Source organism: Amycolatopsis sp. NPDC006125 (assembly GCF_040614195.1).
Taxonomy (GTDB): Bacteria; Actinomycetota; Actinomycetes; order Mycobacteriales; family Pseudonocardiaceae; genus Amycolatopsis_E; species Amycolatopsis_E tucumanensis.
In genome coordinates this window covers 1-23,857 of sequence record NZ_JBEXTZ010000058.1, presented here as the reverse complement: position 1 = coordinate 23,857, position 23,857 = coordinate 1, and the positions used below count along the sequence as shown (strand labels likewise).

General features: G+C 73.7%; 22 protein-coding genes. 8 read left to right on the top strand and 14 right to left on the bottom strand.

All coding sequences use genetic code 11. The features are described from left to right. The first annotated feature begins 13 nt into the window (after positions 1-13). Positions 14-475 carry a MarR family transcriptional regulator gene (locus ABZ193_RS26685; RefSeq protein ID WP_017982288.1) on the top strand — a complete coding sequence of 154 codons (462 nt, stop codon included), beginning with the start codon at positions 14-16 and terminating at the stop codon, positions 473-475. 361 nt (positions 476-836) lie between these two features. Here the strand turns inward: ABZ193_RS26685 and ABZ193_RS26680 are convergent, their stop codons facing one another. Next, complete coding sequence (locus tag ABZ193_RS26680; protein WP_020419133.1) at positions 837-1,232, bottom strand: MmcQ/YjbR family DNA-binding protein; 396 nt, start codon at positions 1,230-1,232, stop codon at positions 837-839. A gap of 26 nt (positions 1,233-1,258) precedes the next feature. Further along, positions 1,259-1,546 carry a hypothetical protein gene (locus ABZ193_RS26675; protein ID WP_237335049.1) on the bottom strand — a complete coding sequence of 96 codons (288 nt, stop codon included), beginning with the start codon at positions 1,544-1,546 and terminating at the stop codon, positions 1,259-1,261. Positions 1,547-1,680: 134 nt separating this feature from the next. Between ABZ193_RS26675 and ABZ193_RS26670 the strand changes: the two genes are divergently transcribed. Next, on the top strand, positions 1,681-2,367 hold the full coding sequence (locus tag ABZ193_RS26670; protein WP_354711900.1) for a hypothetical protein: 687 nt from the start codon (positions 1,681-1,683) through the stop codon (positions 2,365-2,367). Between the two features lie 172 nt (positions 2,368-2,539). Continuing rightward, positions 2,540-4,027 (top strand): apolipoprotein N-acyltransferase, encoded by a 1,488-nt coding sequence (lnt, locus tag ABZ193_RS26665; protein ID WP_354711899.1) that lies wholly within the window; start codon positions 2,540-2,542, stop codon positions 4,025-4,027. On the opposite strand, the gene ABZ193_RS26660 is transcribed toward lnt, so the two are convergent. The 3 genes from ABZ193_RS26660 to ABZ193_RS26650 all read right to left on the bottom strand — a co-directional run bounded on the left by ABZ193_RS26660 (position 3,999) and on the right by ABZ193_RS26650 (position 6,910). Then, positions 3,999-4,709 (bottom strand): alpha/beta hydrolase, encoded by a 711-nt coding sequence (locus tag ABZ193_RS26660; RefSeq protein ID WP_354711898.1) that lies wholly within the window; start codon positions 4,707-4,709, stop codon positions 3,999-4,001. The two genes, lnt and ABZ193_RS26660, sit on opposite strands and share 29 nt — an antisense overlap. A gap of 23 nt (positions 4,710-4,732) precedes the next feature. Continuing rightward, positions 4,733-5,701 (bottom strand): alpha/beta hydrolase, encoded by a 969-nt coding sequence (locus tag ABZ193_RS26655; RefSeq protein ID WP_354711897.1) that lies wholly within the window; start codon positions 5,699-5,701, stop codon positions 4,733-4,735. A 228-nt stretch (positions 5,702-5,929) separates the two neighbouring features. Further along, a complete protein-coding gene (locus tag ABZ193_RS26650; RefSeq protein ID WP_354711895.1) occupies positions 5,930-6,910 on the bottom strand; it encodes an alpha/beta hydrolase in 981 nt (326 codons plus the stop codon). Between the two features lie 137 nt (positions 6,911-7,047). On the opposite strand from ABZ193_RS26650, the gene ABZ193_RS26645 reads away from it, so the two are divergent. The 3 genes from ABZ193_RS26645 to ABZ193_RS26635 are packed head-to-tail and all read left to right on the top strand — an operon-like array spanning position 7,048 to position 10,659. Continuing rightward, positions 7,048-9,780, top strand: a complete 2,733-nt coding sequence (locus tag ABZ193_RS26645) for an AAA family ATPase (protein ID WP_354711894.1) — start codon at positions 7,048-7,050, stop codon at positions 9,778-9,780. A 55-nt stretch (positions 9,781-9,835) separates the two neighbouring features. After that, on the top strand, positions 9,836-10,462 hold the full coding sequence (locus ABZ193_RS26640; protein ID WP_354711893.1) for a glyoxalase: 627 nt from the start codon (positions 9,836-9,838) through the stop codon (positions 10,460-10,462). After that, the gene (locus ABZ193_RS26635) at positions 10,462-10,659 is read left to right on the top strand and encodes a hypothetical protein (protein ID WP_354711891.1); all 198 of its coding nucleotides are present in this window, start codon (positions 10,462-10,464) and stop codon (positions 10,657-10,659) included. Before ABZ193_RS26640 ends, ABZ193_RS26635 begins: the two co-directional genes overlap by 1 nt. 52 nt (positions 10,660-10,711) lie before the next feature. On the opposite strand, the gene ABZ193_RS26630 is transcribed toward ABZ193_RS26635, so the two are convergent. The 6 genes from ABZ193_RS26630 to ABZ193_RS26605 all read right to left on the bottom strand — a co-directional run bounded on the left by ABZ193_RS26630 (position 10,712) and on the right by ABZ193_RS26605 (position 18,325). Next, complete coding sequence (locus tag ABZ193_RS26630; RefSeq protein WP_354711890.1) at positions 10,712-11,398, bottom strand: haloacid dehalogenase type II; 687 nt, start codon at positions 11,396-11,398, stop codon at positions 10,712-10,714. 71 nt (positions 11,399-11,469) lie between these two features. Next, the gene (locus ABZ193_RS26625; RefSeq protein ID WP_354711919.1) at positions 11,470-12,231 is read right to left on the bottom strand and encodes an NAD(P)-binding domain-containing protein; all 762 of its coding nucleotides are present in this window, start codon (positions 12,229-12,231) and stop codon (positions 11,470-11,472) included. A gap of 2 nt (positions 12,232-12,233) precedes the next feature. After that, entirely contained in the window at positions 12,234-13,739 is a 1,506-nt protein-coding gene (locus ABZ193_RS26620) for an amino acid permease (protein WP_354711889.1), read from the bottom strand. A gap of 45 nt (positions 13,740-13,784) precedes the next feature. Then, positions 13,785-15,350 carry an MFS transporter gene (locus ABZ193_RS26615; RefSeq protein ID WP_354711887.1) on the bottom strand — a complete coding sequence of 522 codons (1,566 nt, stop codon included), beginning with the start codon at positions 15,348-15,350 and terminating at the stop codon, positions 13,785-13,787. A 294-nt stretch (positions 15,351-15,644) separates the two neighbouring features. Then, positions 15,645-17,426 (bottom strand): GMC family oxidoreductase, encoded by a 1,782-nt coding sequence (locus ABZ193_RS26610; RefSeq protein ID WP_354711886.1) that lies wholly within the window; start codon positions 17,424-17,426, stop codon positions 15,645-15,647. Continuing rightward, a complete protein-coding gene (locus tag ABZ193_RS26605) occupies positions 17,426-18,325 on the bottom strand; it encodes a hypothetical protein (protein WP_354711885.1) in 900 nt (299 codons plus the stop codon). The genes ABZ193_RS26610 and ABZ193_RS26605 overlap by 1 nt, the downstream gene beginning before the upstream one ends. A 166-nt stretch (positions 18,326-18,491) precedes the next feature. On the opposite strand from ABZ193_RS26605, the gene ABZ193_RS26600 reads away from it, so the two are divergent. After that, a complete protein-coding gene (locus tag ABZ193_RS26600; protein ID WP_237335040.1) occupies positions 18,492-19,679 on the top strand; it encodes a helix-turn-helix domain-containing protein in 1,188 nt (395 codons plus the stop codon). Between the two features lie 15 nt (positions 19,680-19,694). After that, positions 19,695-20,681 (top strand): crotonase/enoyl-CoA hydratase family protein, encoded by a 987-nt coding sequence (locus ABZ193_RS26595; RefSeq protein ID WP_354711884.1) that lies wholly within the window; start codon positions 19,695-19,697, stop codon positions 20,679-20,681. A gap of 39 nt (positions 20,682-20,720) precedes the next feature. Here ABZ193_RS26595 and ABZ193_RS26590 read toward each other — a convergent pair whose 3' ends face one another. The 3 genes from ABZ193_RS26590 to ABZ193_RS26580 form a co-directional block, all read right to left on the bottom strand. Beyond that, a complete protein-coding gene (locus ABZ193_RS26590; RefSeq protein WP_354711883.1) occupies positions 20,721-21,539 on the bottom strand; it encodes a hypothetical protein in 819 nt (272 codons plus the stop codon). 137 nt (positions 21,540-21,676) lie between these two features. After that, entirely contained in the window at positions 21,677-23,029 is a 1,353-nt protein-coding gene (locus ABZ193_RS26585) for an MFS transporter (RefSeq protein WP_354711882.1), read from the bottom strand. 28 nt (positions 23,030-23,057) lie between these two features. After that, positions 23,058-23,857, bottom strand: an 800-nt coding sequence (locus ABZ193_RS26580; protein ID WP_354711881.1) for an amidohydrolase family protein, incomplete at its 5' end; no start/stop codon positions are given.

Here is a 23,857-nt window from a genome sequence, read left to right as displayed (position 1 = left end):
GAAGAGGTGAAGCGTGTCACTGCCCGACGACGCGGTCGAAGCCCGCGCACACGGCTGGCGGACCCTGGCGGCGCTGCACGCCCGGATCGAGGACCGGCTGGAGCGCGCGCTGCAACGCGACCACGAGCTGTCCGTGAGCGAGTACACGGTGCTGGAGGTGCTGTCCCGCCAGGACGGCTTCCACCTGCGCATGAACCAGCTCTCCAGTGCCGTCGTGCTGAGCCAGTCCGCGACGACGCGGCTGGTCAGCAGGCTGGAGGACCGGGGGCTGCTGCAGCGTTACCTGTGCCCGACCGACCGGCGCGGGATCTACACCGAGGTGACCGCCGCGGGGCGGGAGCTGCTGGACGCCGCGCGGCCCACGCACGACCGGGCGCTGACGGAGGCGCTCGCGGCGGCCGAGGAGCTGCCGGAGCTGGCGCCGCTCGTGGCGGCGCTGCAGGCGCTGGAGTTGCCTGCGGCGGCTGGGCGCTGACGGCGCTGACGGAGCGCTGGCGGCGGCTGGGGCCTGCCGGAGTTGGCGCCGGGCGCTGGAGTTGCTGGCCGCCGCCGGTGCTGGCTGGGCGAAGGAGCTCCCCGAGTTGGCGGCGCTGCAGGCGCTGGAGCGCCCCGCCGGCGGTCGGGCGCTGATCGCGCCCGCCTTCGGGGAACCGCCGCCGCGGTTCGGCCGCGGCTGCTCCGTGCGCGGTGGTGGAGGTGGTGGAGGAGCTGCCGGAGGTGGCACCAGGCGCTGGAGTTGGCAGCGGCCGCTGGGCGCTGATCCCGCCCGGCTCGCGGCGGTGATCCCCGGTGGCCCGGAAGGGCAGACCGCCGCTTCGATGTGTGACGCTCGCGGGCTAGTCCGAAGTGGACAGCCCGTGCGCCGCGAGCCAGGTTCTGGCCCGGCGCGGCGACGCGCGGGCCAGCCAAGCGTCCTGGACGATCTCGGCCAGCTCGTCGTAGTCCAGCCGGCCGACATGCGCCTCCCGCAGCAGCACCGACGGGTGCCCGCGGAAGTGGGGCGTCGTGAAGAACGGCGAGCGCTCGTCGGCGACGAGGGCTTCCTTGTCGGCCTCGGAGCCGACCCAGAACACGATCACGTCCGGGTAGCGCTCGCCCGTCACCGGGTCGGCCGCGTCCGGGCGCGGGTTGCGGAAGAACACGAACGACCGCCCGCCGACCTGGTAGACGGGCCTGCCCCGGGTGCCTTCGACGCGCTGGACGTGCGGCATCGCCATGGCCAGGTCGTGCACGTCCTGGACGCGTGCGCGCCGGGCGGTCAGCCGACCGCCTCGTCGGTCGGCCCGAGACCGGTCTCGTCGACCGATGACGTGCCCCCGTCGGCGAGGCGCTGACGCAGCAAGGCCTTCCCCTGCTCGGCCCCCTTGCGGCTCTCACCCTGCGCGCGGCGGAAGAACTCGGCCAGTTCGCTGTCGCCGTCCCGCTCGGCGTCGGCGATGTACTGCTCCAGGCGCAGCGCGTTGCTGAGGCAGGCCTCGACGAACCAGATGATGTTGTAGTCCTTGTCCTGGGTGCCCGTGACCTGCCCGGTCTCGCTCGTCGACATCGGGTCCTCCTTCCGGGTTGACGGAACCGGGTACCCACGCTGCGCCCGGTCAAGCACGCCATCCGCCGGAATCCTGGCTGCGGAGCTTCGCGATGCGCGAGGATGGGGCGGCATTTCCACACCGGGAGGTCAGCGTGTTCGGCAGGTTCAAGCGCAACCGCGCCGCGCAGCCGCGGCCCGTTTCGACGGCCGGGGTGCCGCGGTGGCCCTTGGAGGCGTGGCGGCGCCAGGACCTCGACCCGGACAGCCCGGAGTACGCCGCGGTCTGCCTGACCCCGGCGTTCCCGGAACACGACGAGCCCCGCATGCTCGACGACGCGACGCTGCGCCGGATCGTGGCGGTGCGCTCGGCGGCGGAGATGGACCGGCTGGCCGGCGAGTTGTCCGCCGACGAGCGTTACGCCGGCCTGGACACCGTGTACGGCTGGCTGGTGCGGGCCTACCTGGGCACGGACCGGGAACTCGAGGTGATCGAGGAGGGGCTGCGCGGCTGCCCCCGCAAGTACGGCGTGCTGGACCTCGCCGGGACGGCGATGCTGCGGCGCGGCCGGGCCGCGGACGCGCTCTACTACTGGGCGCAGTCGGTGACCAACGCCGAGTCCGTGGGCGAGGCCGACGACGCCACCGCCTACGACTTCCTGATCGTGGCCGCGCGCGCCATGGCCGAGCCCGCGGCGGTGCTGGCGTTCGGCGTGCGGGCGGAGACCCAGTACATCGCCCTCGACGACGAGCACACCGACCTGGTTTCGCGGTTGTTCCGCAGGCCCACCGAACCGATGCGCGTCGTGGTGCGGGGCTTGGCCGAGCGGGTACTGGGCTGAGTGCGGTGGCCGCTGCCTGACCGCGTCCTGCTACCGCAGGCGGGGACCGTGCTCCCTCGAACCAGCACCGGGCGTCGCGCTGTCAGACCCCTGTCGCGCGGCGGCGAGCCAGTGCCGGAACCCCTTCGGAATTCTTCCAGCTCCACCGGCCGGCGCGAGCTAGCGTGCTCCCATGTGGGTGCGCCGCTGGCTCGTGCGCGGGCTCGCGGTGGCGAGCGGCTGCCTGCTGGTACTCGCTTTTCCCGCGCCGGCCCTGTGGTGGCTCGCGTGGGCCGGGCTCGTTCCGCTGCTCGTGCTGCTCGCCAGGGCGGGCTCGGTCCGCGAGGCGGTCTGGCGCGGTTTCCTCGCCGGGGCCGGGTTCTTCCTCGCCTTCTTCCACTGGGTGCTGCCGCACGTGGGGCTGCTCGCCCCGGTGCTCGGGCTCGTCGGCGGCCTGCTGTGGGTTCCGTTCGGCGTCGTGGCGCACCGGCTGCTGCGGGAACCGACCGCGGGCCGCGCCGCGCTCGCCGCCGTCGTCCTGCCGTCGGTGTGGGTCGCGGTCGAGGCGGTTCGCTCCTGGGAACGCCTGGGCGGCGCGTGGGGACTGCTCGGGCTCACCCAGTGGCCGGTGCGGCCGCTCCTCGCGCTCGCCTCGCTCGGCGGCGTCTGGTTGCTCGGCTTCGTCATCGTCGCTGTCAACGTCGGGCTCGCCGTCGCGGTGCTCGCGGGTCCCGCGCGGACGTTCGGGGCAGGCCTGGCCCTCGGCATTTTCGCGCTGGTCCTCGGCTACGGGCTGCTGCGGCCCGATCCCGAGCCCACCGGCAGCCTCCGCGTCGCGGGTGTGCAGCCCGGTCCGGTGCACGGCGCGGAGGAACGGTTCACCGCGCACCTGGAGCTGACCCGCCGCGCCACGGGGCAGGACGTCGTCGTCTGGGGCCAGAGCAGCACCCCCTTCGACCCGGCCACGCGCCCCGGCGCGGTCGACCGGCTGCGCGCGGCGGCCGCCGCGGCCGGCAGTGACGTGCTGGTCAACGTCGACGCCCGCGCCGCCGACGGGCGCATTCGCAAGACCACCCAGCAGTACGGTCCGGACGGCCTGGCCGGGACGTACGAGAAACGCCGCCTGGTCCCCTTCGGCGAGTACGTGCCGCTGCGCCCCCTGCTCGGCGGCGTGCTGCGCGGCACCGGCATCGCCGAGGAGGACCGCGCCCCGGGCGGCGCGCCGGCGATCCTGCGCATCGGCGAGGCCGGGGCGGGCCCGCTGATCTCCTACGAGTCGATGTTCCCCGACCTGCGCCGCGAGCTCGTCCGCCTGGGCGCCGACGTGACGATCGTGCAGGGCTCGCTCACGTCGTTCCACGGCACCTGGGCGCAGCCGCAGCAGGCGAGCGCCGAAGCGGTCCGCGCCGTCGAGTCCGGACGGTCCGCGGTGATCGTCGAACTGAACGGCACGTCCGCCGCGTTCGACGCCGAGGGCAGGCGGCTGGCCTGGATGCCGCCGGACGAGCGCGGCGTCTTCGTCGTGGACGTGCCGCTGTACCAAGGCGCCACCCCGTACGTCCGGTGGGGCGACTGGGTTCCGGCCGCGGCGTTCGGCATCACCGCCGCGGCAGCCGCCCGCGCGCTGCTGATCCGCGCGCGGGCGGCGCTCACTAAACGGTGGCGGCCGCCTTGCGGATGACGTCGGCGACCTCGGCCGGGTGCGACAGCATCACCAGGTGCGAGGAGTCGATCTCGACGGTCGTCATGCCGGCCCGCTGGTAGCCGAACCGCTCCACCTCCGGGTTGATCGTCGTGTCCGAAGTGGACACCACACCCCAGGACGGCTTGGTCCGCCACGCCGCCGCGGACGCGGGTTCGCCGAACGCGGCCGCGGCCAGCGGGCGCTGCGACACGGCCAGCACGCGGGCGAGGTCCTCGTCGACGTCGGCGGCGAAGATCGACGGGAACTTCGCCACGTCCACCGACACGTCGATGCCCGGCTCGTCCGAGCCCTCGACCGGGTACGGGGTCTGCACCAGCGCGGACGCCAGCGGCGAGTCGGGGAACCGGCCCTGCAGCTCGCCGAGGCTTTCGCCCTCCTCCAGCGCGTACCCGGCCAGGTACACCAGCGCCCGGACGTTCTCCTCGACCCCGGCCACGGTGATCACCGCGCCGCCGTAGGAGTGGCCGACGAGCACGACCGGCCCGTCGATGGCCCGGACCACCGAGGCGATGTAGGCGGCGTCGCCGGACAGGCTGCGGTTCGGCACGGCCGGGACGCGCACGTCGAGGCCGGCGGCGAGCAGCTCGGGCACGACCCGGGCGAAGCTGGAGCCGTCGGCGAAGGCGCCGTGCACGAGGACGACGGTGGGGGTGGTCATGGGATCTCCTTGGGTTCTCGCGGTCACGGGTGCAGCGCGTCGCGCAGGAAGTCGCCGGCCTGCCGGGTCGCGGCGCGGGCGGCGTTGGTGTCGCGCAGGGCGTCGAGCATGACGAAGTCGTGGATGATGCCCTGGTACCGGACCGCGGTCACCGGAACCCCGGCGGCGCGCAGCTTGTTCGCATACGCCTCGCCTTCGTCGCGGAGCACGTCGGCCTCGGCGACGATCACCAGCGCGGGCGGGAGCCCGGCCAGGTCGTCCAGGGTCGCGCGCAGCGGCGAGGCGGTGATCTCGGCGCGCTGCGCCGGGTCGGTGGTGTACTGGTCCCAGAACCAGAACATGCCCTCGCGCGCGAGGAAGTAGCCCTCGGCGAACTGGTGGTAGGACGGCGTGTCGAACGAGGCGTCGGTGACCGGGTAGAACAGGACCTGCGCGGCCAGCGCCGGACCGCGCCGCTGCTTGGCCATCAGCGTGATCGCCGCGGACATGTTGCCGCCCACGGAGTCGCCCGCGACGGCGATGCGCGCGGGGTCCAGGCCCTGCTCCGCGCCGGAGGCCGCGATCCACTGCAGCGCCGCGTAGATCTCCTCGATCGCGATCGGGTAGCGCGCCTCGGGGGACCGGCTGTACTCGGTGAACACCACGGCGGCGTTCGCGCGGACGGCCAGCTCGCGGATCAGGCGGTCGTGGGTGTGGGCGTTGCCGAACACCCAGCCGGCGCCGTGCGTGTAGAGGATCACCGGCAGGGTTCCGGTGGCCCCGGCCGGTTTGACGATGCGCACCTGCACCTCGCCGGACGGGCCGCCGGGCACGGTGAGGTCGGTGATGTCGGCGTCGGGGCGGGCTACGCCCTCGCCGGCCTGCACCGCGTCCACGGTCTTGCGGCCCTCGGCCGGGCCGAGCTGGTAGAGGAACGGCGGCTTGCTGGTGGCCTCGACGAACTCCTGTGCGGCGGGCTCGAGGACCGGTCTGCTGGTCGGGTTCTCCGTCATGCGGCCGACAGTGTCACGCGTGCCCGCCGCCGCGCATCGGTCGATCGACGCAAGTGCGCGAGACCAGTCGGCCGGAGCGCGCCGCTTGACGCGGGTGATGGGTGGGTGGCCCGCGAGGGCGGAGTGTGCGCGTTCAGTGTTGTGGTGCTGGCCCCTTGCGGGCACGGCTGCCGGGCGGTGGGTGTTGGAGGTCCGGGGCTGGGCGTGGGCGGATCCGAGCCACAACAGCTAAACCAGCTCGCCGCGCAGGAACTCCCCGCCTTGCGCCACCGCGGCGCGGGTGGCCGGGATCGACTCCAGCGGGCGCAGCGACGCGAAGTCGTGGGTGGTGCCCGGATAACGCGTCGCGGTGACGCGCACTCCGGCTTCCCGCAGCCGCTCGGCGTAGCGTTCGCCCTCGTCGCGCACCACGTCCGCCTCCGCGGAGACGAGCAGCGCGGGCGGCAGCCCGGCCAGGTCCGCCAGCGACGCGCGCATCGGGACCGCCATCGGCTCGGCCAGGTCGGCCGGCCGCTCGGCGTACTGCTCCCAGCACCACCGCGCCTGCCGGCTGGTCAGCAGGTACCCCTCGGCGAAGCGGCGGTGCGACGGCGTGTCGCACCGCGCGTCGGTGAGCGGGTAGTAGAGCAGCTGCGCGCGCAGCCGGGGACCGCCACGCCGCTTGGCCATCATCGTCAGCGCGGTCGCGATCGTGGCGCCGGCGCAGTCACCGGCCACGGCGATGCGCGTCGGGTCAAGGCCGAGGTCGGCGGCGTGCTCGACGGCCCAGGTGAGCAGCGCGTAGCACTCCTCGACCGCGACCGGGTACCGCGCCTCCGGGGTGCGGGTGTACTCCGGCACCAGGAACGCCGCACCGGAGGCCAGGGCGAGATCGCGCACCAGCCGGGAGTGCGTGCGGGCGTCGCCCACCATGAACCGTCCACCGTGGACGTACAGCACCGCGGGCCGCGCGGTGGCGGGACCGGCCGGGCGGACGTCGTAGAAACCGACCAAACCGGACGGACCGACCGGCGCCACCGCGAACCGGGCGGGCACCTGCTCGTCCTCGATCGCGTAGCCCTGGGATTCCAGCAGGGCGGTCCGGCCGTCCTCGGGGCCCAGCTCCTGGAGGTGCGGCGGGCCCGCCGAGGCGCGGACCAGGCGTTCCACCGCCGGATCGAGCACCGGCGGGGGCTCGGGCGGCTCCGCGCCCGGCTGCTGCGATCCCATCGGCCTCACCTCTGACCGGGATCCTACAAGCGTGATCGCCGCGGCGGCCATCGACAACGTCACGTTCGGTTCCCTTCGCCCGATCCCATCGGCGAGACTGACCGGGCCATCGCCTCTGACCACCCGGGAGCACACCCATGGACCTCATCGGGCGGGACGAGGAAGTCCGGGCGGTCACCGCCGCCGTCGCCGCGGCCCGGACCGGGCCACGCAGCCTGCTGCTGCTCGGCGAAGCCGGTGCGGGCAAGACGAGCCTGCTCACACTGGCGACCGCGCGCGCCACCGTCGACGGCTACACCGTCCTCGCCGCGCAGGGCTGCCCGGCCGAAGCCGAGCTGTCCTTCGCCGTACTGCACCAACTGCTTCGCCCCCTCCTGCCCGAACTCGCCGCGCTCCCGCAACATCTCGCGGAGGCGGTCGCCGCCGCGTGCGGGATCGCCGAGTCCGCACCCGACCCGACCGCGCTGCGGCTGGGGGTGCTCGCCCTCCTCGGCGAGGTGGCCGGCCGCGGGCCGGTGCTGGTCACGGTGGACGACGTGCAGCTGGCCGACCGCGACAGCTGCGACGTGCTGACCTTCGTGCTGCGGCGGCTGACCACCGAGCGGATGGCCGTGCTGCTGGCCGCCCGCGCCGCCGTGCCGCCCGCGCGCGTCGACGCGACCGTGCCCGTGCTCACGCTCGGCCCGCTGACCGAGTCCGCCGCGGCCCGCCTGCTGGACAGCCTGCCGGGCGCCCCGTCCGGCCGCGCCCGGATCGAGGTGCTCCAGCGGGCGGCCGGCAACCCGCTCGCGCTGGTCGAGCTGGCCCGCGCGGTCGCCGACGGCCGGGACCTGCCGCGGGGCGCGCGCCTGCAGGAGATGTTCGCCGACCGGCTGAGCGCCCTGCCCGCCGGGACCCGCCGCCTGCTCGTCTACGCCGCCGCGGCCGAGCACGAGGACCTCGCCACGACGATGGCCGCCGCGGGCGCGGGCGACGACCTCTCCGGCTGGGCGCCCGCCGAACGGGACGGGCTGATCACCGTCGGCCGCGGCCGCGTCGTGTTCCGGCATCCGCTGGTGCGCGCCGCCGCCTACGACGGGGCGTCGGCCGAGATGCGGTCCCGGGCACACCGGGACCTCGCCACGGCGCTGGAGGCCGACCCGGCCCGCCGGGCCTGGCACCTCGCCGAGGCGGCGGTCGCCCCGGACGAGTCCGTCGCCGCCGCTTTGGAGGAAACCGCGGCGCTGGCGCAGCTGCGCGGCGGCCTCTACGCCACGGCCCGCGCACTGGAGCGCGCCGCCGAATGCACTCCCGATCCGGGGAAGCGGGCGCGGCGCTACGCCCGCGCCATCACCGCCGCCGACGAGTTCGGCGACCCGGCGTGGATCCGGGACCTCTACGCGCAGGTCACCCGGCTCACCACCGACCCCGACGTGCTGGGCGTGGCGGCCGCCGGAGCGGGGCACGGCCTGTCGCTGTCCGGGCACCAGCGGGAGGCGTTCGAGCTGCTGCGGCGGTCGCTGGAGGACCACCGCCCCCGTGACGGCAGCACCGCGCTCGCGCTGACCGGCGTGCTCGCCGCGGTCCGCATCCAGTCCGGCCTGCCCGGGCACCGCGCGCCGTTGGAGACGCTGGTCGCGCGGCTCGACCAGGACGACCCCGGCGATCCCGCGGGCCTGGTCCCGGCGCCGGTGCGGCCCGCGATGCTGGAAAACGTGCTGGCCCAGGCGGATCCGGACGCGCACGCGGTGCGGCTGGTGCGGGACACCGGATCCGCGGTGAACCGGCGCGTCGACGGCCCCGCCGACGTGGCCCGCCTGCTGTGCCTGTGCTCCACCGCGTGGTTCGCCGACGAGCCGGACCTGGCGATCGAGGCGTTCCGGCGGGCCCGGGCACACGGCGCGCTCGGCATGGTCGTCATGTGCATCCCGGCGCTGGCCTCGGCGATGATCGACACCGGCCGGTGGGCCGACGCCACGCGGCTGCTCGACGAGGCGGCCGAACTCGCCGTGGTGCACCGCTTCCGCTACCTGGGCGCCGACGTCGCCGCGCTGCGGGGCGAGCTGGCGGCGCTGCGCGGCGAGACGGCCGCCGTCGGCCCGGAGGCGTGGTCCGCGGTGGACCTCGACGAGAACCGCGCCACCCACGTCCGCTTGCTGCGGGCGACGAGCCTGGCGGCCGCGGCGGCGGGCGACCACGAAACCGCCTACCGGCATCTGCGCGCGCTCTACGGAGTGGACGGCACGCCCCTGCACTACTTCCTGTCCCCACGGTCCGTTGTGGACTTCGCCGCCGCCGCCCGAGCCGCCCGTGCGGACTTCGGTGAGGCGGCCGCGGTGCTGAACGCCGTGCGCGCCACGCAACCGGAACAGCCCACCACGCGGATGCGGCTGCAGCTGCACCACGCCGCCGCGCTCGTCGCCGAACTCGACGACACCGCCGCGCAGGCCGGCATCGAACGGTCCTACCGGCTGGCCATCGTGGACCCGGCGGGGGAGCAGTGGCCGCTGGAGCGGGCCCGGGCGCGCCTGCACTACGCGCAGTGGCTGCGCCGGCAGCGCCGCCCGCTCGACGCGCGGGGCCTGCTGTCCGCCGCGCACGACACGTTCGCCCAGCTGGGCGCCGCCGGCCTGGCCGACCGCGCCCGCCTGGAACTGCGCGCCAGTGGCGGCGGCGCGGCCCCGGCTCCGGGCGCCGACCCGCTGGCCGGGCTGACGGCGCAGCAGCGCGAGGTGGTGCTGTTGGCGGCGCGTGGCCTGCGCAACCGCGAGATCGCCGAGCAGCTGTTCCTGTCACCGCGCACCGTGGGCTCGCACCTGCACAACGCCTACCCGAAGCTCGGCGTGAGCGGGCGGCACCAGTTGCGGGAGGTCGTCGGCGACCCGCCGTAGAACCGGTCAGGAATCAAGAAGCGCAGGTCAGGGCGCCGCGAATAACGTTCCTGACATGACCTCGATCAACACCATCACCCTGGAAGTGGCCGACATCGCGGCCGCCGAGCGCTTCTACACCGCCGCCTTCGGGCTCGGCTCCCGGCTCCGCCTGCGGGCGGCCCAGGAGCAGACCACCGGCTTCCGCGGCTTCACCCTCTCGCCCATCGTGTCCCAGCCCGCCGACGTCGAGCTGCTGTTCCAGTCCGCAGTGGACGCCGGCGCCACCGTGCTCAAGCCGGTCGCCAAGAACATGTGGGGCTGCGGCGGCGTCGTCCAGGCCCCGGACGGCACGATCTGGAAGGTCGCCACCCCGGCGAAGAAGGACACCCGCCCGCCGTCCCGCGAGGTGCAGAACATCGTGCTGCTGCTGGGCGCGTCCGACGTGGCCGCGAGCCGCAAGTTCTACACCGGCCACGGCTTCACCGTCGCCAAGAGCTTCGCCCGCATGTACGTCGAGTTCGCCGCCGGGGAGGGCCCGATCAAGCTGGGCCTGTACCGCCGCCGCGCGCTGGCCAAGGACGCCGGGGTGCCCCCGGAGGGCAGCGGCGCGCACCGCATCGCGATTGGCGGTGACGGCGGCTCGTTCACCGACCCGGACGGGTTCGCCTGGGAAGCCACCACGTCCGCGGCGCTGTCCTGATGTGCCTGCACGAACCACCCGCACACCTGCGAACCAGAGGACTGAAGAAGGCGCGCCGCAAGCGTGTCGCGGACAAGGCTGCGGAGGCCGAGCGCGACGTGCTGGCGAAGAACGCCGCGATGCCCGAGTCCGACCGGGTGCCGACCGGCCTCCTGCACTCGGTGGTGGCGGCGAGCGCCCCGCACCTGGCGCGATGAACTTCGCCTGACCGAACCGTCCCCGAGGTCGGGGAGCGGATCGCGCTGCTGGTCAAGCAGGCGGCCTGCTGAGCGCGGTCACCAGGCCGTCCAGCCCGTCCACCCGCAGGTCGAACGAGTCGGACTCCGCGGGCGGGTCGCCGACCGGGCGGTGCACGTAGGCGGTCCGCATGCCCACCGCCTGGGCGCCGCGCAGGTCCCAGGCGTGGGCGGCGACCATGAGGACCCGGTCCGGCGCGCAACCGGCGACATCGATGGCGTGCCGGTAGATCTCCGGCGCCGGCTTGTATGCCCGCACGTCGGCACTGGACAGGGCCTGGTGCCAGCGCAACCCGGCGTGCGCGTTGAGCCGCAGCAGCGCGGCGTGGCCGGCGTTGGACAGGGCGAGCACGGGGAACCGCCGGGACACCTGGTCGAGACCGGCGACGGAGTCGGGCCACGCGGGGTGCCGCTGTCCGGCAGTGGCCAGCCGGGCGATCACCGCCGGATCGGTGATCCCCGCGCGGCCGGCCACCAGCTGTGCGGCCTCGGCGTCGAGGACCTCGGAGTCCGCGTAGTCGCGTTCACCCCGCCCGATGCGTGCCTGCTCGGTCTCGATGTGCTCCTGCCACACGGCGAGGAGTTCGTCCCCGGCCGCCGGGACCGCCTCGCGGATCGCCGCGCGGAGGCCGGACGGTTCGTCGACCAGCGTGCCGAGCACGTCGAAGACGACCACCTCGATGTCGTGGATGCCGGACACGCTTCCCCCTCGTCACCACTCGGCCTGGTGACGATCTTGCCCGCGCCGGGTGCACCGGTCAAAACCGGCGGTCACTTCCGCACGCGGGCGAGGATCCGGTCGAGTGCGCGCCGCACCGCGTCCGGCATGCCGTCGCCGCGCAGGTCGTCGCGGAACTGCTCGTTCAGGCCGCCCGGCGTGGTGTGCCTGCCGGCCATCACGGTCAGGGAGTCCGGCCGTTCCAGCAGCGAGCGGCCCAGCTCGCCGAAGACGTGCGTCACGAAGGCGTTCGCGGCGTCTTGGTCGACGCCCTGCTCCGCCATCCAGTCCACGACGGTCGCCAGGTAGTCCAGGTGCGCGGCGAACGTCGCGGTCGCGCCGAGGAACGTCTCCAGCGCCGCCTCGTCGCCGGGCACCAGCACACTGCCCACGCGCGTGAACAGCTCGCGCGCCGCCGCGTTCTCCGGGTACACCACGGTCAGGCTGCGGCGCCGCGTGGCCTGGGGGAGCGGAATGGACCGGACCACCTCGCCGGCCGGCGCCGACCACGCGCGCAGCCGCTCCACCGGCACCCCGGACGTCGCGCTGACCAGCACGTGCTCCGGCCGGAACGCCAGCTCCACCAGCACTTCCCGGGCGACCGGGGCGGGCACCCCGAGCACCACCACCGGCGCGTGGTCCAGCACCTCCTGGTTGCTCGCGCACACCCGCACGTTCGGGAACCGCTCAGCGAGCGCGGCCGACACGGCGCGCCCGCGCGGTGACAGGAACACCTCCGGCGGATCGTCGCCCGTGCTCAGGCCCTCCACGATCGCGGCGGTGATCTCGCCCGCGCCCACGAACCCGTATCGCATCGTCACACCGCCCGTAGATCCTCTTCGACGGCCGCCAGTTCGGCGGGCGTGCCCTGCACCTTCGGGCCGGTGAACCACTTGCGCGCCGAGGCGAACCACCACACCGCCGCGCCGCCGAGCACGACGAGGAACGCGATCGGCGTGTAGTTGAACGTGCCGACCGTGACCGGGTACGCCTGCGGCAGCATGAACAACACGAAGATGACCGCGACCCACGCGGTCGCGACGACGCCGACCGGGCGGCCCCACCGCCCCAGGTGCCACGGTCCGCGCTCGAACTCCGCGCCCTTGCGCACCCGCAGGAACACCGGGATGACGTAGGCGACGTACAGCCCGACGGTGGCGATCGAGGTCACCGCGGCGTAGGCGGTGGCGCTCCACAGGTAGGGCAGCGCGAGGACCAGCGCGCCGGCCGCGGCCAGCCACACCGAGTTCGTCGGGGTGCGGGTGCGCTTGTTGATGCGGTGCCACACCCCCGAACCCGGGATCGCGCCGTCCCGGGCGAACGCGTAGATCATCCGCGAGTTGGCCGTCACCGACGCCATCCCGCAGAACAGCTGAGCGCCGATCGCGATCAGCAGCAGGAACTTGCCGGTGGTCGCGCCCGCGGCGTCGAGGAAGATCTGCGCGGGCGGCACCCCGGTCGGCGAGTTGACCGCGCCGTCGTAGTCCTGGATCGCGAAGGTGAGGCCCAGCAACAGGATCCAGCCCGCGACGAGCGACACCAGGATCGAGTTGACGATCCCGCGCGGTCCGGCCGTCGCCGCGTTCTTCGTCTCCTCCGTCATGTGCGCCGAGGCGTCGTAGCCGGTGAGCGTGTACTGCGCGACCAGCAGCCCGAGCGCGAACACGTACGGCGCGAAACCCCAGCCGGTGTTGTTCACGAAGTGGCCGAACACGAACGACGCGGACTGGTGCTTCTCGGGCACGAACACCAGCACCCCGACGATCACCAGGACGCCGGCCAGGTGCCACCACACGCTGACGTTGTTCAGCACGGCCACCAGCCGCACGCCGAAGGTGTTCAGCAGCCCGTGCACCGCCAGGATGATCGCCAGCAGCAGGATCGTGTGCCCCGGTGTCGCGGCGAACCCGAACTGCAGGTCCAGGAACGCGTTGAGGAACAACGCGGCGCCGAAGTCGATGCCGGCGGTCACCGCCACCTGGCCGATGAGGTTGAACCACCCGGTGAACCACGACCAGGCCGCGGCCGAGCGCCGCGGCGCGAGCTTCGCCGCCCAGTAGTAGAGCCCGCCCGCGGTGGGGTAGCTGGAGCACACCTCCGCCATGCCGAGGCCGACGAGCACCACGAACACCCCGATCAGCGGCCAGCCCCAGATCATCGCGGCCGGCCCGCCGGTGTCCAGGCCGAACCCGTAGAGCGTCAGGCAGCCGGACAGGATCGAGATGATGGTGAAGGACACGGCGAAGTTGGAGAACCCCGACATCGTCCGCCTGAGTTCCTGGGCGTAGCCGAGCTGGTGCAGCCGGGTGCTGTCGGAGTCCACGGGCTCACCTCGGTGTTCAGTTGACGGGTGCGGAAACGGTAGTGCTCACCCGCGCGGAGCGTCAAGGTCCGTCCGGGTGTCCACAACGGACTCCGCTGCGCCGGTCGGCGGAACGTGGCGCAGCAGGCGGACGATCAGCGCGGCCACCACGGCGAGCGCGGCGGCGCTGATCGCGGCGACCAGGTGCAGCCCGCCGGTGAACGCCTCGCGCGCCGGGGCGAGCAGCGCCGCGGCCAGGTCCGGGGGCAGGTCGCGGGCGGCGGTGACCGCGTCGGCGAGGCTTTCCCGCGCGGCGTCGGCGGCCCCGGCGGGGACGGCCTCCGGCGGGGTGAAGCGGCTGGTGTAGACCGCGGCGCCGATGCTGCCGAGCGCGGCGAGCCCGAACGCGAACCCGAACTGGCCGCTGGTCTCGTTGAGGGCGGCGGCGGAGCCGGCCTTCTCGGCCGGCGCGGAGCCCATGATCAGGCCGGTGCTCAGGGTGACCAGGGGGCCGGAGCCGAGGAAGATCAGCGCGAACCCGGTCGCCACGGCGCCCGGCCCGGACGCGGCGCCGGTCCGGGTGAGCACGACCAGCCCGCATACCGAGATCACCAGCCCGCCGCCGATCAGGTACGCGGGCCGGAACCGGCGGGCGAGGACCGGCGACACGACGAACGACACGGTGTTCGCGGCGATCGCGGGCATCATCCACAGCGCCGCGCCGAGCGGGGAGAGTCCTTCGACCAGTTGCAGGTCCTGGGTGATGAACAGCATCAGCGCGCCGATCAGCAGCGTGCCGGACATCATCGCGCCCAGCGCCGTGCTGAACGACCGGTTCGCGAACAGCCGCAGGTCCAGCAGCGGGTGTTCCAGGCGGCGCTGCCTGCGGGCGAACAGGACGGCGAAGCAGATTCCGGCGGCCAGGCTCGCCAGCGGCAGTGGCCGCCAGCCGTCCTGGGCCAGTTCCTTGAGCCCGTGGATTGCCGGGATCACCGCGGCCAGCGACAACGCGACGCTGACCAGGTCCGGCTTGCCGGCGTCCGGGTCGCGGTACTCGGGCAGCAGGACCGGGCCCGCGACCAGCAGCAGCGCCATCGCGGGCACGCCGAGCAGGAACACCGAGCCCCACCAGAAGTGCGCGAGCAGGGCGCCGCCCGCCACCGGGCCGATCACCGCCCCGGCCGAGAAGCACAGGCCCCACAGCCCGATCGCCAGCCCCATCTGCCGCGGGTCGCGGAAGAGGGTGCGGATGAGCGACATCGTGGACGGCGCGAGGACAGCCCCGGCCACCCCGAGGACCGCGCGCGCCGCGATCAGCATCAAGGGGGTGGACGCGAAGGCGGCGGCGACCGAGGCGGCCCCGAACGCGGCCGCGCCGACGAGCAGCAGCTTCCGTCGGCCGATCCGGTCGCCGAGCGTGCCCATCGTGATGAGGAACCCGGCCATGAGGAAGCCGTAGACGTCGGTGATCCACAGCTGCTCGACGCTGCTCGCGCCCAGGTCGGCGGCCAGGTGCGGCAGGGCGAGCAGCAGGACGTAGACGTCGATGGAGACGAGCAGGGTGGGCAGGGCGAGCACGGCGAGCGCGAGCCACTCCCGCCGCCCGGCCCTCGCCGGGATCGCGTGGGTCATGCCAGGTCCTTCCGGTCCGCGGTGGTTTCCACGGACAGGTCGGAGCGGCCGCCGGGTTCTCGACATGCGGCGGGCGGCGGGGTCGGGGTTTGGTGTTGTGTCGCCCGGCCGGGTGGCGGTGGGGTGGTGGGCCGCCGGTGGTGCGGGTGCTGTGGTGTCGCGGGTGGTGCGTCCGGCGGGGCGGCCCGGGCTGCGGGTCGCGGCGCCCGGTGCCGGGTCCTCCGGATCCCGCGCGTGGGGCGGTGCCGGGTGTGGGCGGCCGCCGGGGCCCCTGCTCCCCGGCAGCCGCCGCGCTCAGGCCGCGGCCACCTGCGCGAATCGCCGGGTGACGCGGGCGTCCGTGGACACCACGGGCGACTCCGCGCGCACCCAGCCGTCGCCGCCGAAGTAGCGCCGCACGATCTGCTCCGCCGTGCGGGTCGCCACGGCCTGGCTGGTCAGCGTCGGGTTGGGGCCGCCCAGCGCGTTGGCCAGCGCGGAGTTGTCGGCGACGAACAGGCGCCGCACCCAGCGGGCCTCGGCCGCGTCGTCCAGCACCGAGTCGCGTTCGGACAGTCCCATCCGCATCGACGAGTGGACGTGCAGGATCAGCGGCGGCCAGTCGATCCGGAACACCTTCCGCGCCCCGGCCGCGCGGACCACCTCGACCGCCTTGCGCGCCAGGAACTCCCGGTTCGCCACCGTGCGCGCCGAGCGCGCCCGCTGCCGCACCTCGACCTTCGCCACCGGCCCGTGCTCGTCCGCGGGCAGCGCCGACAGCGTCGCCCGGTTGTGCGGCTCGACGTCGTCGTCGGTCATCACCAGGATGTTGAACAACCGGTCCGCGCCGTGGGTCAGCACCTCCTTGAGCTCCTCGCCCATCAGCCGCCCGGTGGGGCCGTCCCACGGGCCGGTGAAGCCGCGCCCGTTGCCGTACTGCCCGCGGATCCCGCTGTCGGAGAAGGTGAGCGCGAACTGCTGGATCGCCGGCGGCAGCCCGACGTTCATGATGCCGCCGCGGCCGGGGAAGTCCGCCCGCGCCGCCGACGCCGCGCCCTTGGTCGACCCGGTGTAGTCGTCGAACAGGCCGATCACCCAGTCGAAGTAGTGGTCGGTGTAGCCGCGGCCGACCCAGTCGTTGGGGTTGGGCAGCCCGCTGTTGAACCACAGCCGCGGGTTCTCGGTGCAGCCAGCGGACAGCACCACCACCCGGGCGTCCTCGGTGTGCTCCTCGCCCGTGGTGACCGAGCGCCACGACACGCCGGTCGCGACCGTCTCGCCGCCGCGCGGCTCGGACCGGATGCGCGTGACGAACGCGTCGGTGACCAGCGAGACCGGCTTGCCGTGCGGCGACCACGCGTCGGCGGTCAGCGCCATCGGCATGTAGGAGTTGTCCGCGGACCGCTTGGCCGCCATGGTGCGCGGCGCGCCCGCCGGGTGTTTGCAGCCCTGGAAGCAGTAGCCGCAGAAGGTGCAGCCGGTGGCCAGCGGCCACTGCACGCGCGGGTCGTCGTGCCCGCTGAACCGGCCCGCGGTGCCGCCGGGCGGCAGGATCGCGTTCTCCTGCGGCCGGTAGGAGTCGCCGGTCGTGGTCTTCGTGGTCTGCAGCGCCATGCCGAGCTTCTCGCAGCCGCGGAAGAACACCGACTCCTTGGTGCCCATCGCCGCGGTGTGCACCGGCAGGGTGGCCTCCACCCATTCGTAGTAGGGCACCAGGTCCGCGTAGGTGAACGGGAACAGGTGCGCGGTGTCGTAGGCGGCCGCGTCGCTCCCGTCGTAGCCGGCGAACACGCCCGGGTAGGCGCGCGGCGAGTTGCCGAAGTAGTGCTGCGTGGTGCCGCCGACCCCGGCCAGCTGCCACAGCAGCGAGTTCTGCGGGGTCTCGCGGAACCACGCCGGCCGGGTGCGGTCCGCCGGCCCGAACCGCATGAAGCCGGTGAGCGGGTTGTTCGCGTCGTTCTCGTAGTGGGTCCAGTCGGTCTCCGGGTCGGCGTACCCGCCCGCTTCGAGGACGAGCACGTCCAGGCCGCGGCCGGCCAGTTCCTTGGCGACCACCGAGCCGCCCGCTCCGGCGCCGATGACGATGACGTCACGCATCAGACGTTCTCCACCTTCGTGCGGCCCTGGTAGTACCCGAGGAAGTCGTCCCAGCCGTGCACCACGCCGTGCGGCTGGTAGCCGGACAGCTGCCAGCCGACCGGGCGGGCGCTGATCGTCTTCGTGGCCCGGTCGAACACCGCCCACTCGCAGCTGCTGCCGTAGGCGGCGAACTCCAGCACCGCGCCGGCCACGAACCGCAGGACGCCGGACACCGAGGCGCGGAGCGGCTCGGGCAGGTTCGCGTCGAGCAGCGCGACGAGGCCGGCGTGCGGGCCTTCGAGCTGTTCGAAGACGCGGCACTTGTCGGCGTAGGACAGCCGCGCGAACGGGGAGAGGAACGCGCCGCCGAGCGCGAGCGGGTTCACCTCGGTGGCGAACAGGTTGAGCAGCATCGCGATCACCGAGGACAGCGGCAGGGTGTCGTCGTTCTCCAGCAGCGTGCGCAGGGCCGCGTCCAGGGTCCGCACGCCGCTGAGCGGCAGGTCCAGCAGCGTGGACGGCAGTGGTGTGCCGGACAGCCCGGTGGCGAGGCTCTGCGTGAGCGGCGTGGCGAGCTGGTCCGGGAACGGCACGTACTCGTCGAGGGCCTTGATCAGGAAGTCGGTGGCCCTGGCCTCCAGCGCGCCCGGTTCGGTGCGTGGCGTGCCCTGGGCGCGGGAGTAGGCGTCCGGGCCGGGGCAGGTCATCACGACCAGGCCGTTGAGGGTGTCGCGCGCGAGTTCGGCGAGCACCGGGCGGAGGGCGGCGACCACGTCGGTCACGCCCGCGGCGCGGACCGGTCGCGGTGCGGCCGTGGCCGTCCCGGGGAGCAGGCTCCCGGCGGCGACCGCGGCGCCCAGCACCCCGATCCTGGCCAGGAAGGCCCGGCGGCCGACGTCGTTGTCAGCGTGTGGCATCGATGTTCTCCTGTGGTGGGCGGCGCGTGCCCGGCGGCGGTGCCGGGATTGCGCCGGATGGCGCAATCCTCGGTGAACCGTTCACCGCAGCCCATGTCCCCGGCGACAACTCACCACCGCGGGGTTTTGTGGCGGGGGACAAAGCGGGCGCATTTAAGCTGCCGGGGTGCCAACGGACAACTCGGGCATCGACGCCCTGGTCACCGCGCTGCTCGGCGAGCTCGACGACCTCGCCGACGCGGTTTCCGAACGCATCCGCCGCGAGGTCGTGCTCTACCAGGCCGGGGATCCGGTGCCCGCCGGGTCGCTGCGGCAGTCGGTGCGGGACAACGCCGAGCTGATCCTGCGGCAGTTCGTCAGCGAGCACGCGCCCGACCTGTCCGCGCCGTGGGCCACCGGACGCGAGCGCGCCCAGCAGGGTGCCCCGTTGCCGGAGGTGGTGCGGGCCTACCGCGTCGGGTTCGCGCACCTGTGGGACGCGCTGGTGGCCAAGGCGCGGGCGTCCGAGGTGGACGACCGGGTGCTGGTCGACTTCGCGGCGACGGTGTGGCGGCTGGTCGGGACCTACACCGACGCGATGGCCGACGCCTACCGGGACACCGCGTCGCAGATCATGCTGGAACGCGAGCACGAGCGGTCGATGCTGGTGGAGGCGCTGTTCACCGGTGTGCTCGGCAGCCAGGACACCCTGTGGGAGGCCGCGCAGACGCTGGGACTGCCGGTCGAGGGCTGCTTCGTGGTCGTGGCCGCCGAGAACCCGGAGCTGGGAAAACGCTCTCTGGTCGGCATCGAGCCGCGGCTGCGGGCGGGCGGGATCCGTTCGGCGTGGCGGCTCTCGCCCGAAGAGCACATCGGCGTGCTGGCGCTGCCGTACCCGTCGCTGGGGGAGCGGCTGCCGGACCTGCTGCGCGGCCGGGCCACCGCGCGGATCGGGCTCAGCCCCGCCTACCCGCACCTGCGGGAAACCCCGCGGGCGCTGCGGCTCGCGCGGCTGGCGCTGGGCACCCTGCCGCCCGGGCGGGCCGACGTCGCGCCCTGGGACGACGCCCCGGTGGCCGTGCTGATCGCCGCCGCGCCCGGGGAGGCCGAGCGGGTCGCGAGCACGGTGTTCGGCCCGCTGCTGGACCTGCCGCCCGCCGACCGGAAGGTGCTGGTCGACACCCTCGACGCGTGGTTCGCCTGCGCCGGGTCCGCCGCGGAGGCGGGCAAGCGGCTCTACTGCCACGCCAACACCGTGCGCTACCGGTTGCGGCGGGTCGAGGAGCTGACCGGCCGCGGGCTCGGCGATCCGAAGGCGGTCGCCGAACTGGCGACGGCGCTGCAGGTCGTGCGGCTGCTGCCGGTGCGCGGCTGACGCTACGGTCGGGTGATGACCGATGACGCAGGCTCGCGTCCCGCGGCGTGGCGGGACGGGTGGACCGAGGGGCCGGACCCGCTGTTCGGCGAGCCCGGGCAGCACGCCGGGGACTACCGGACCCTGACCTACGAGGTGACCGGGCGGATCGCCCGGATCACGTTCGACCGGCCGGAGCGGGGCAACGCGATCACCGCCGACACCCCGTTCGAACTGGCCGCCGCGGTGGAACGCGCCGACCTCGACCCGCGCGTGCACGTGATCCTGGTTTCCGGGCGGGGCAAGGGTTTCTGCGGCGGCTACGACCTGTCGATCTTCGCCGAGCAGGGTGCGGCGCCGGAAGGCCAGGACCGCGCCGGGACCGTGCTGGACGCGGCGGCGCAGGCACGCAACCACGACCCGTCCCGGCAGTGGGACCCGATGGCCGACTACGCGCTGATGAGCCGGTTCAACCGCGGCTACGCCAGCCTGCTGCACGCGAACAAGCCGACGGTGGCGAAGCTGCACGGGTTCTGCGTGGCGGGCGGCACGGACATCGCGCTGCACTGCGACCTGATCGTGACCGCCGACGACACCCGGATCGGCTACCCGCCCACCCGCGTGTGGGGCGTGCCCGCGACCGGCCTGTGGGCCCACCGGCTCGGCGACCAGCGCGCGAAGCGGCTGCTCTTCACCGGCGACCTGATCACCGGGCGGCAGGCCGCCGAGTGGGGGCTGGCCGTGGAGTCCGTGCCGGCGGACCGGCTGGACGAGGTGACCGAGGCGCTGGTGGCCAGGATCGCGCTGCTGCCGGTGAACCAGCTGATGATGGTGAAACTGGCGTTGAACAGCGCGCTGACCACACAGGGCATCCACAACTCGGCGATGATCAGCACCGTGTTCGACGGCATCTCGCGGCACACGCGCGAGGGTTACGCCTTCCAGGAGCGGGCGCGGACGGAGGGTTTCCGCGCGGCGGTGCGGGAGCGGGACGAGCCGTTCGGAGATCAGAAGCGCGGGTGATCGGCGTTGCGTGCCGTCGCCGCGGGCCGGGTGCGGGGGTCAGGAGCGCCGGTGATCGGGCTGGGTTGCGCGCCGGTCTTTCACGGCGAGCCAGGCGACGGCGAAGGTGTCGCCCTCCGGGAGGCCCACCGCGACGTCGCCCGGACGCGGCTCGCCCGCGACCCACAACCGCCGCCGCCGCAGGAGTTCGGCCGCGACGTCCGGCGGGCAGTGCTCGATGTGGAAGCGACCGCGCAGCCCGTCCGGGAACACCGCCCACCCGGACACCGGCCCGCCGTCGACGTCGGTGGCCATCGTCGCGGCGGTGATCGAGGTCCACGGCCCGGCCGCGAGCAGCCGCACCACCTCCGCGACGCGGGCTCGCCACAGGGCGGTGGCGCCGATGACGAGCAGCACCGGCGCCGCCAGCACCCACGGCAGGGTCCCGCCGATCAGGACGGCCGCGGCGCCTTCGAGCGCAACCCCCGCGGCGACGACGGCCGCGAACGCGACCGTGCGCAGGCGCAGACGCCGCTTCAGCGAGGACCGGGACAAGGAGTACGGCGTGCGGGTCACGGGGGCGAACTCGTCGCCACCGGGCAGTCCGGCCAGGACCTTCCCCCGAGCGGCCGGGGTGACGTGGAGCGGGCCGGCGTGCTCGGTCTCCCCGATCAGCTCGCGCGGGTGGTCGTGCAGCGTGGAACAGGTCCGCGTGCCGTCCGGCAAGGTCGCGGTTCCCGTCTCGCCGGAGCCGTCGGCCCGTCCCCAGCGCACCACGAGGCCCACCACCAGGCCCACCGCGAGAGCGGCCGCGAACGCGGCGTACAGCACGTCCGTCCCGTGTGGCGGGTGCTCGGTCCGTCCGATGAGGACAGCCATCACACCGAGCAGCACGAACGGAAGGGGGTTTGGCCGCCACGCTGATGCGGTGTTCGGTGGGTGCCGTCCTGAGACACGGGTGAGTGGAAGTCGCGCTCGTGGGTGCGGGCGAGCCGCAACCGGCTGACCGTCGCCGGTCAGACCTCGGCCGACTCCGCCTTTCGCGACTTGGCCTTCGCCGGCCGGGTGCGTGGCCCGAAGATCGCCAGCACGACCGCGCCCACCATCCACGTCCCCGCGATGAACAGGAACACCGCCTGGTACCCGCTGCCGGTGTACAGCGACGACACGATCAGCGGCCCCGCCGCGTTCGACAGCCGTCCCAGGCCGTACGACACGCCCATGCCCAGCGAACGGCCGCGGGTGTCGAACAGCTCCGGCGAGTACGCGTACCCGAGTGCGGTGTAGCCGCGCTCGAACAGGTTCACCAGGAACCCGAACACGACGATCAGCAGCGGGTTGAACGTCAGCCCGTAGCACAGCCCGCACAGCGCGATGACCGTGCCGAACACCACCAGGCACCACTTGCGCTCGAACCGGTCGGTGACCAGGGCGGCCAGGTACGACCCGAGCGGCGCGCCGACCGTCGTGAGCGCCACGTAGAACACCGACTTCTCGACGCTGAACCCCTCCTTGGCCAGCAGCGTCGGCGCCCAGCTCGAATACCCGAAGAACCCGATCGTCTGGGTCACCCACAGGACGGTCAGCAGCAGCGTCGGCATCAGGTACTTCTTGCGCAGCAGCAACCGCAGCGGCGCCTTGGCCACCGGGGCCTCCTCGACCGGCGGCGCCGGCTCCGGCAGCGGGCCCTTCTCCGCGGCGACCTGCGCCTCGATCTCCCGCAGCACCGCGTCGGCCTTCGCGTGGTCGCCGCGGCTTTCGTACCAGCGCGGCGATTCCTTGAGGTGCCGCGTGAACAGCACCAGCAGCACCCCGAGCGCGCCCCACAGGTACACCAGCCGCCAGGACCAGTCGTTGATCGGCACCACGGCGCTCGCGATCAGGTTGGTCACCGGCGTGCCGCAGATGCCGATCACGATCGCGTAGGCCTGGTACTTGCCGCGGTTCGCCGCCGGGTACAGCTCGTTGACGTAGATGACCGCGACGACCGTCATCGCCGACAGCCCCGCCGAGGTCAGGACGCGGAACGCGCCCAGCGACACGATGTCCCAGGAGAACACGGCCGCGAACGAGAACACGCCGAACCACACAGTGGTCAGCAGCAGCGCGTTCTTGCGGCCCCACCGGTCGGCGATCGTGCTCGCCACGATCGACCCGAAGAACATGCCCACGAACGACAGCGAGGTCACGTACGCGACCTGGTCGACGGTCACGCCCCACAGCTTGATCAGCTTGGGCGCGGTGGTCGCGAAGCTGTTGATGTCGGCGAACTCGAAGAAGTAGGCGAACGCGACCGCGAACAGGGTCATCTTGTGGAACCGGCCGATCGGCAGCCGGTTCAACCGGTTCAGCGCGTTGGCGTGCTGCATTGCATGCCTTTCCGGGGAAGGGGGAGGCTCAGGCGGTTTCGCCGGGCCAGTACAGGCGCATCGGGTTGCCGACGAGCAGTTTCCGTTGCAGCGCGGGGGTTTCCGCGATCCGCGGGACGTAGTCGACGAGCAGGCCGTCGTCGGGCATGTGATCGGTGAGGTTGGGGTGCGGCCAGTCCGTGCCCCACAGCACGCGGTCCTCGAACTCGGTCACCACGCGGCGGGCGAAGGGCACCACGTCGGTGTAGGCGTGGCGTTCGCCGTGCAGCGCCGGGGGACCGGACACGCTCAGGCGCTCCGGGCAGCTCACCTTCACCCACACGTCGTTGCGCTCGACGAACCGCAGAAACCGGCCGAACTCCGGGCCGTCCACGGGTTTTCGCACGTCGGGCCGTCCCATGTGGTCGACCACGAGCGGCGCGGGCAGCGACCCGAAGAAGCCCGCCAGCTCGGGCAGGTCGGCGGCCTCGAAGTAGAGCACCACGTGCCAGCCCAGCGGTGCGATCTTCCTGGCGATCGTGCTCAGCGCCTCGTGCGGCGCGGCGTCCACGAGCCGTCGCACGAAGTTGAACCGCACGCCCCGCACGCCCGCCGCGTCCAGCTCGCGCAGCTCGGCCTCGCTGACCTCCGGCCGGACGGTCGCGACCCCGCGCGCCCGCCCGCCCGAGGCACGCACGGCGTCGACCATCGCGGAGTTGTCCGCGCCGTGGCAGGTGGCCTGCACGATGACGTTGCACGAACTGACCCCGGCCGAGATGGCCGAGTTCGCCCGCGAATTCGCCGATGCCATCGGTACAGGGCAGCCCTGCGTGGTGATCTCCGGATGAC

Bases quoted from the DNA above. Each gene is read 5' to 3' on its own strand.
- lnt (WP_354711899.1), top strand. From the start codon at position 2,540: ATGTGGGTGCGCCGCTGGCTCGTGCGCGGGCTCGCGGTGGCGAGCGGC.
- ABZ193_RS26585 (WP_354711882.1), bottom strand. From the start codon at position 23,029: ATGCAGCACGCCAACGCGCTGAACCGGTTGAACCGGCTGCCGATCGGC.
- ABZ193_RS26635 (WP_354711891.1), top strand. From the start codon at position 10,462: ATGTGCCTGCACGAACCACCCGCACACCTGCGAACCAGAGGACTGAAG.
- ABZ193_RS26590 (WP_354711883.1), bottom strand. From the start codon at position 21,539: ATGGCTGTCCTCATCGGACGGACCGAGCACCCGCCACACGGGACGGAC.
- ABZ193_RS26655 (WP_354711897.1), bottom strand. From the start codon at position 5,701: ATGACGGAGAACCCGACCAGCAGACCGGTCCTCGAGCCCGCCGCACAG.
- ABZ193_RS26645 (WP_354711894.1), top strand. From the start codon at position 7,048: ATGGACCTCATCGGGCGGGACGAGGAAGTCCGGGCGGTCACCGCCGCC.
- ABZ193_RS26675 (WP_237335049.1), bottom strand. From the start codon at position 1,546: ATGTCGACGAGCGAGACCGGGCAGGTCACGGGCACCCAGGACAAGGAC.
- ABZ193_RS26595 (WP_354711884.1), top strand. From the start codon at position 19,695: ATGACCGATGACGCAGGCTCGCGTCCCGCGGCGTGGCGGGACGGGTGG.
- ABZ193_RS26625 (WP_354711919.1), bottom strand. From the start codon at position 12,231: ATGCGATACGGGTTCGTGGGCGCGGGCGAGATCACCGCCGCGATCGTG.
- ABZ193_RS26605 (WP_354711885.1), bottom strand. From the start codon at position 18,325: ATGCCACACGCTGACAACGACGTCGGCCGCCGGGCCTTCCTGGCCAGG.
- ABZ193_RS26650 (WP_354711895.1), bottom strand. From the start codon at position 6,910: ATGGGATCGCAGCAGCCGGGCGCGGAGCCGCCCGAGCCCCCGCCGGTG.
- ABZ193_RS26660 (WP_354711898.1), bottom strand. From the start codon at position 4,709: ATGACCACCCCCACCGTCGTCCTCGTGCACGGCGCCTTCGCCGACGGC.
- ABZ193_RS26610 (WP_354711886.1), bottom strand. From the start codon at position 17,426: ATGCGTGACGTCATCGTCATCGGCGCCGGAGCGGGCGGCTCGGTGGTC.
- ABZ193_RS26640 (WP_354711893.1), top strand. From the start codon at position 9,836: ATGACCTCGATCAACACCATCACCCTGGAAGTGGCCGACATCGCGGCC.
- ABZ193_RS26615 (WP_354711887.1), bottom strand. From the start codon at position 15,350: ATGACCCACGCGATCCCGGCGAGGGCCGGGCGGCGGGAGTGGCTCGCG.